Source organism: Rothia sp. HMSC068F09 (assembly GCF_001812775.1).
GTDB lineage: Bacteria > Actinomycetota > Actinomycetes > Actinomycetales > Micrococcaceae > Rothia > Rothia mucilaginosa_A.
On the sequence record NZ_KV810428.1, the window covers coordinates 149797 to 156625 of the forward strand.

At 52.2% G+C, this 6829-nt stretch carries 6 protein-coding genes and 1 pseudogene; all 7 read left to right on the forward strand.

Going from position 1 to position 6829, the window contains the following annotated elements; all coding sequences use genetic code 11:
* The first annotated feature begins 186 nt into the window (after nucleotides 1-186).
* The gene (gene pgk / locus HMPREF2874_RS06795; protein ID WP_070649628.1) at nucleotides 187-1410 is read left to right on the forward strand and encodes a phosphoglycerate kinase; all 1224 of its coding nucleotides are present in this window, start codon (nucleotides 187-189) and stop codon (nucleotides 1408-1410) included.
* Between the two features lie 336 nt (nucleotides 1411-1746).
* Nucleotides 1747-2646: a DUF6318 family protein gene (locus tag HMPREF2874_RS06800; RefSeq protein ID WP_070649630.1), complete on the forward strand. Its 900-nt coding sequence runs from the start codon at nucleotides 1747-1749 to the stop codon at nucleotides 2644-2646.
* A 44-nt stretch (nucleotides 2647-2690) separates the two neighbouring features.
* Nucleotides 2691-3299 (forward strand): DUF6318 family protein, encoded by a 609-nt coding sequence (locus HMPREF2874_RS06805; RefSeq protein ID WP_070649632.1) that lies wholly within the window; start codon nucleotides 2691-2693, stop codon nucleotides 3297-3299.
* A gap of 15 nt (nucleotides 3300-3314) precedes the next feature.
* Nucleotides 3315-4187, forward strand: coding sequence for a DUF6318 family protein (locus HMPREF2874_RS06810; RefSeq protein ID WP_141754236.1), 873 nt, complete (start codon nucleotides 3315-3317; stop codon nucleotides 4185-4187).
* Between the two features lie 260 nt (nucleotides 4188-4447).
* Nucleotides 4448-5038 (forward strand): DUF6318 family protein, encoded by a 591-nt coding sequence (locus HMPREF2874_RS06815; RefSeq protein WP_070649634.1) that lies wholly within the window; start codon nucleotides 4448-4450, stop codon nucleotides 5036-5038.
* Nucleotides 5039-5112: 74 nt separating this feature from the next.
* Nucleotides 5113-5901 (forward strand): DUF6318 family protein, encoded by a 789-nt coding sequence (locus HMPREF2874_RS06820; protein WP_246823793.1) that lies wholly within the window; start codon nucleotides 5113-5115, stop codon nucleotides 5899-5901.
* Nucleotides 5902-6590: 689 nt separating this feature from the next.
* Nucleotides 6591-6829 (forward strand): annotated as a pseudogene (locus tag HMPREF2874_RS06830) (peptidoglycan-binding protein); the annotation flags it as partial.

Sequence of the window (6829 nt, forward strand, 5' to 3'; positions counted from 1 at the left end):
ATACTATTTTCTATCGCTCATTTTGAGTCAGAAATACCGTAAGAGAGCAGGGGATAGGAAGGGTGAATATCCGCGGTATTCTGCGGAGAAACACCTTATAAAAGCTTATTTTTTAGGCTGTCAAAACCCCTATTCTTCGGTATGATTGAAACGGTATATAAACCCACCTAACCAGGAGGAAATCCCATGGCTAAGGCACTGTCCGAACTGCTCGAAGAAGGCGTCGCAGGCCGCCACGTCCTCGTTCGCTCCGACCTGAACGTACCCCTGAAGGACGGCGTCGTCACCGACGACGGCCGCGTCCGCGCATCCCTGCCCGTGATTGAGAAGCTCGCCAAGGCTGGCGCACGCGTTATCGTGACCGCACACCTGGGCCGCCCCAAGGGCAAGGTCGACCCCCAGTACTCCATCGCACCGGCAGCTGCACGCCTGGCTGAGCTGGCATCCGTGCCCGTGAAGGTTGCAACCGACCTGGTAGGCGAGGACGCCAAGGCTAAGGCAGCAGGCCTGGCCGACGGCGAGGTCCTTGTTCTCGAGAACGTCCGCTACGACGCCCGCGAGACCTCCAAGGACGACGCAGAGCGCGGCGAATTTGCCGATGAGCTGGTCGCACTGACCGGTGAGAACGGCGCCTACGTGAACGACGCCTTCGGTGCGGTTCACCGCAAGCACGCTTCCGTCTACGACGTTGCTAAGCGTCTGCCCGCTTACCTGGGCGACCTGGTGAAGAAGGAAGTTGACGTTCTGGCTAAGACCCTGAATGACCCCGAGCGTCCTTTCGTGGTGGTCATGGGCGGCGCTAAGGTGTCCGATAAGCTCGCCGTGATTGACAACCTGATTGGTAAGGCTGACACCATCCTGATTGGTGGCGGCATGGGTTACACCTTCGCCTACGCACACGGCTACGAGGTGGGCAAGTCCCTGCTCGAGAAGGACCAGGTTGAGAACGTTCTGCGCTACCTGAAGGAAGCCCCCGAGAAGGGCACCGAGATCATTACCGCTGTGGACGTGGTCTGGGCTGACGACTTCTCCGCAGACGCTAACACCGAGGTTCGCCCCATTGAAGACCTGACCGGAGGTAAGCTCGGCGCAGAGGCTGAGGGCCTGGACATTGGCCCCAAGACCCGCGAGATTTTCGCTGAGAAGATTAAGGGCGCAAAGACCATCTTCTGGAACGGCCCCGTTGGCGTGTTCGAAATCGCTCCGTTCGCGGCCGGTACCCGCGCCGTGGCTGAGGCTATCGTCGAGTCTGACGCGTTCTCCATCATTGGTGGTGGCGACTCCGCTTCGGCAGTCCGTAACCTGGGCTTCAAGGACGAGCAGTTCGGCCACATCTCCACCGGTGGCGGCGCTTCCCTCGAGTACATTGAGGGTAAGACCCTGCCCGGTCTGGAGGCACTGGGCGCCTAATCCGGGTGGCCTAGCCTGACTGCGTGATTTGAGCGCAGAGTTTTAGCGTGAGACCTCTGTCGGGGCGGTATTTCGGTACCGTTCCGGCGGGGGTTTCTGCATGCCCACTCATGCCCGGTCCATCTTATGTGGGCAGGATGCGGGGCTGTTTCCTGGCTATTTGCTGTGGATTCCCTGGGTTAGTCGCCTGTACCGGAGGCGCGTGGAACCGGCTCTAATAGACTAGGAATGTAGGGTTTCCCGCCGTTCATGGGACGACGTCTGTTGCACTCGGTGGGGGACCACAACATCAGAAAATACATCGCGGTATTTTACGAAAGCCGTGGAGGAACACGAATGACCACGAACAACGACGGCGGTTCAAGCAGCCCGGCTCCCGCCAAGAGCGCCAAGAAGAAAAAGCGTTTCTCTCGACGAACCCTTGGCTACGCTGGTGTGGGTGTTCTGACGGCAGCGGTTGTTAGCCGGTGCACGGGCTTGATTAAGACGCCGGAGGAGCTGGAAGAGGAACGCCAAAAGAAGCAGGAAGCTGAGGAGAGAGAACAGCAGGCCAAGAAAGATCGGGCTTTGGCGGCTCTTGAACCGGATCAAGAGTTCGTGGGGGTAATCGATACGTCTTATCTGTATAAGGATGTTCCTCTTGAGTACACCGCCTACGAAAGCCGCGGCGAGTTCGTTCCCGCGACTGAGGAGCATCCCGCTCAGAATGTGCCCTACCCTGTACCTCAACCGGAGATGTACGAATATAGTCCGCAGGGTTTTCTGACCTTCATGGGGTATTTTTGTGCCGCCCTCAACTACTTCTACTACACGGGAGATACCGAGCCGCTGTCGAAGGTTGTTAAGCCGGAGGCTGTCCTTCTTGAAACAATGCTTCGCCTGTACCGGGAGAAGCGCGGATGGGTTATATCAAAAGAGGACGTGTGTAAGGCGTGGATTTATTTCCCAACGAGTAGTTCGGATCGTCTATCGATGGTGGAGCGGAACGGCCGACACATCATGTCGTGCTTTCTGGGGGTATCTAAAGAATCCTATAGAGGGTATTTCTATATTCCGAGCATCGGTGAAAAATTATCTCTTTACGAATATCGGAGTCCTCTGGGGCGAGAATCATCGTACGATAACGGGGAGAGGATGGAAGCTGAGCATCTGAATGGCGCGTGGACCTTGTTGAATAATGACAAGGATAGGACACCGATGTACCCCGCAGATGGTTCCCATACCGGTGAATCTTAAGATTCGGTTCTAAAAATCCAAAGACGAGTGTAAGGAAGAAGACAATGATAGACAGCGAAGAACTACTTAAGTCATTTGTATATATGGATGATTTCGCTGGAGAGTATTCGTTAGCAACCACTCGTTTAACTGGCGAGTATATTCCGGCCAATCAGGATCATCCAGCATATTCTGCGCCTATCCCGGATTACGATTATTGGCAGCAACCAGTAACTAGCTTTGTGCGGGAGCTTTTCCATTATATCTATTATTACTCCTGTCAGAATTACATTCTTTTGACCTCTGATACACGAGGCTTAGGAGACGATCTGAGTGAGGATGAAATCTTTTTCCCGGCTATTCAAGATCTCTTCGAAGAGGGTAAAGCGTGGGTGGTTACACCTGATACTAGGATTCTCAGTCTGCACGTTCTCGAGGGTCGGCCGCGCATCACGAATTCGGAACAAGAGGTGACCGAGTGGAAGGTGCGATTTGATATTCATCCTGACGCGAAGGTATATCGAAAAGATACCGGAGAACTGCATCCCATCGCTGAATTTGATACGCGAAGCCTGATTCGTGAGGGATCAATACACGGCACGATGAGAACGGTGAGTGTCAAAGACAAAGGGTCAACAATCAGTTTTATTCCTGACGGTACTGACCCCGCTTAATAAGGAGAATAAATTATGAGTATCAACAGTGGTCCTAACCCATATCCCACCTCATATTCCGACCCATATTCCCAGCTTAATTATCAGCCTGAACCTCGGAAGAACCGCCCGGTTAGCCGCCGCGTCTTTTTAGGCAGACTGGGCGTAGGCGTTCTGGGTGCTGGGTTGCTCGTCTCCGCAGGGTATCGTGCTGGCTTGCTGGGAACGGACGAGGAGCGACGGGAGGCACGTCGACGGTTGCAGCACCAAAGATATATCGACATGGAGCCGAAGCAACAATACGACTATCAAAAGGACCTTGGGAAATCTAGTAGATTGCTCATTTACACGGCGTATGAGCGTAACGGGCGGTATATTCCTGCAACGGAAAAGCACGCGGCGCAGAATGTTCCCTACCCGGTATTACACCCGGGTATGAATAAATACACCAGGTCTGGATTATATACTTTTATTGCTTACTATTATGCGTCTCTGAAATATTTTTACCTCACGGGAGACACTGAGCCTCTTTCTAAGATAGTGAAGCCAGAGGACGTTATTGAACCTGAAATCCTCCGGTTCTACCAAGAAAAGCGCGGATGGCTTATCTGTGAGGATGATATATTTAATGAGGTATCCATTAATTCTGGTTCTTTTTTCCCGGATGAGAGGTTTGAGTACACCAAGCGGAATATTTTTTATTGTAGTGTAGAATATTTTCTTCACCGGGCAGCGTATTTCTTTATTTCAGGGACGGGGGAAAAGATTCCCCTTGACCACTATGAGACCTTTGAAAGTGGTTATTTTAGTTCATATCTAGAAAACTTGAAGGGGCGATGGGTTTTGATTAATAATGGAAAGGATTTGATGCCTCTATATCCCCCCGGTTTTCATAAAATAAGATACTAAATCGATGGGTGGGAGTCGCCGAACATTTTATTTGGGAAGCAGATTTAGTGCAGAATTTTAGCACAAGAAACCCCCGTTGGGGCGGTACTTCGGTACCGTTCCGACGGGGGAGCGGGGTGCGAGTACCTCTTCGTTGAACGAAGTAGGGGACGGGCGAAGGCGCCCGGCTGTTGAACCCAGCCGCCCGCGAGTAGCCCAGAACCACCTCGGCAGCTCGCGAACTTGACGGCTCATAAATATGGAATCCAAGGAGGGAAAGAATGACAGTAGACGCTCAAGCGCTCTTTGACGAAAAAGACTACACCGGAACATACCCGTACGTTGCCGATGGCGTGATCGGGCCCTACACGCCCGCAAACCGGGACCACCCCGCCTACTCGGCGCCGGCGCCGGGGGTAAGGTACAGGCCGAGGCACTATGCGGCGAGGAACCTGCGCCCCTACCTGGGCTACTACTACGCCTGCCAGAATTACATGATTCTCGCCTCGGAACCTGCAATTCTGAAGATCGACAATATCAGCGAGGAAATGTTCTTCCCCACCATTCAGGACCTCTACGAAGAAGGTAAAGGCTGGGTCATTACCCCTAACCCCCAGATTCTGACCATGAACCTTTTGGAGGGGCAGCCGCGCCTCATTGACGAGACGCTAAAAATTGTGGAATGGAACGTACGGTTCGATATTCTTCCCGAAGTTCAGGTGTACCGCAAGGACACTAATCAGATGTATCCCATCACCGATTTTGATACGCGCGGTCTGATTCGTGACGGCGCGATACACGGGACTCTGCGCACACAATTCACGAATGAGTGGAGGCCCATCCAATTCATTTCAGAAAATAGCGCGAGTTAGGGGAGAGCAACATGACGAATAACTTTGGCGGACCCGGATATAACAGGCCCGGATTCAACGAGCAACGTGCGTACATGAGGTCTATGCTTTCTCGAGCCAAGTTTATACGGGCTGGCGTATTCGCCGGTGCCGCCCTCGTCGCGGTGGCTTTTGGCTGGGGTGTCAACCTGCTCAATACGATGAGCTCGGATTCCCAAGCCGATAAGAAGCGTGACCAGGAATTTGTACGCCTGGAACCCACGGAGAGGTACGATGAGCTCCGTACCTTGGGCCCTTCCTCCGGGCCGCTCGTCTACACGGCGTTTGAGCGTAAGGGCCGCTTCATTCCTGCCACCGAGGCGCAGGCGGCGCAGAACGTGCCATACCCTATTCAGCAGCCCGGAATGGATAACTACGACCGTGGCGGCCTGTACGCATTCGTGGCGTACTTCTTTGCGTCAATGAATTACTTCTACCACACGGGCGATACGGAGCCTCTTTCTAAGGTCACAGACCCCGAAAAGGTGCTACACCCCGAAATTCTTCGCCTGTACAGGGAGAAGCGCGGGTGGGTTATTTCGCCTGACAAGAATGTGCTGAACGCCAACGTTGTTGACGATCTTGTTGCGGGTGAAAAGGCTAAAAATACGAGCCGAAATATTCTGGTGAGCACCCTGTACACGACTAAGGCTACGGACCTGGCGTTTTACGTGACTGAGACGGGTGAGAAGCAGGATATCCGCAAATATTTGAGGTATCTGGGGCGTTTCTCGCTGGCTGTGGAGCATCTGCGTGGGCAGTGGGTGATTGTGGTGGACCGCGACGGCTACAGCAACCGTAACACCTACGAACCGATCTACCCGCAAGGATTCGGGCAGCTGTAGTTTCTCTAGAAACCCCCGCCGGGCAGTACTTTCGGTACTGTGCTGGCGGGGGTTTCTTTCTGGACTTTTGAGGTGGGCTCTTCGCGGCTGGCTATGGGAGGTGGAATCCGTCCTGCTGAGTTCGTGTGTAGAGTGCGCGTGTGTTACCTTGAGGAGTGGGCGAGGAAGCTCGTTCACCGTCACATCAACTTTAACTTCCGGAAGCTATATATGGTTATTTTTCAGGCTTATGCCGTCCCTGTACCTTTTCAAGGTGAGTACGCTGAGGTTCTCACGATGCTGCTCAAGCATCTAACTCAGACAAGTCAGATGTTGATTCGCTAAAGGTATTTATTCGTTTAACGATCTCATTTGTTGTCTGAACAATGAGTGTTCTTCTTAAGCTGATGCAGTAGATATTTCAACTCGCAACAAAATGCAGACGGAATTATCGATATATGGAGATGCCTATTTTGTGTATCGCGATACCGGCGAAGTGAAATATTTTCGAGATATGTTTCATACTGACCGACACCCAAGCATTTCTTTCTACGGCGAGTTTTTGGATGGACGCTGGGTAAGCGTTGACGAAAATCTACAAGGGGATCTTTTGTTGCCCAAGGGTGTTTCTGTTGCTGGATACACGAAATAGATTCGTGAATTCAAAATAGCATTATTTAATAAGAGATATATTTTAGGAAGGAGAGGAAATGACTGTCGACCCTGAGTGGACCAAAAAATTCTTCAACCAAGAAGACTATAGGGGAGAATACCATCTTGTCGATACGGACATGATCGGAATTTACACCCCGGCAAATCAGCAGCACCCTGCATATTCTGCGCCGCCGCCAGATTACAGCTATACGTTTACTAAATTTCTAACGTCCGCTGATTTGGAATTCTATAATATCTACTATTATGGCTCTTCAGAGTTGAGTGTGGTTGGAGG

What these genes read in the sequence shown, in the direction of transcription:
- pgk (WP_070649628.1), top strand. Translation starts at nt 187, where the DNA reads ATGGCTAAGGCACTGTCCGAACTGCTCGAAGAAGGCGTCGCAGGCCGC.
- HMPREF2874_RS06815 (WP_070649634.1), top strand. Translation starts at nt 4,448, where the DNA reads ATGACAGTAGACGCTCAAGCGCTCTTTGACGAAAAAGACTACACCGGA.
- HMPREF2874_RS06810 (WP_141754236.1), top strand. Translation starts at nt 3,315, where the DNA reads ATGAGTATCAACAGTGGTCCTAACCCATATCCCACCTCATATTCCGAC.
- HMPREF2874_RS06800 (WP_070649630.1), top strand. Translation starts at nt 1,747, where the DNA reads ATGACCACGAACAACGACGGCGGTTCAAGCAGCCCGGCTCCCGCCAAG.
- HMPREF2874_RS06805 (WP_070649632.1), top strand. Translation starts at nt 2,691, where the DNA reads ATGATAGACAGCGAAGAACTACTTAAGTCATTTGTATATATGGATGAT.
- HMPREF2874_RS06820 (WP_246823793.1), top strand. Translation starts at nt 5,113, where the DNA reads ATGAGGTCTATGCTTTCTCGAGCCAAGTTTATACGGGCTGGCGTATTC.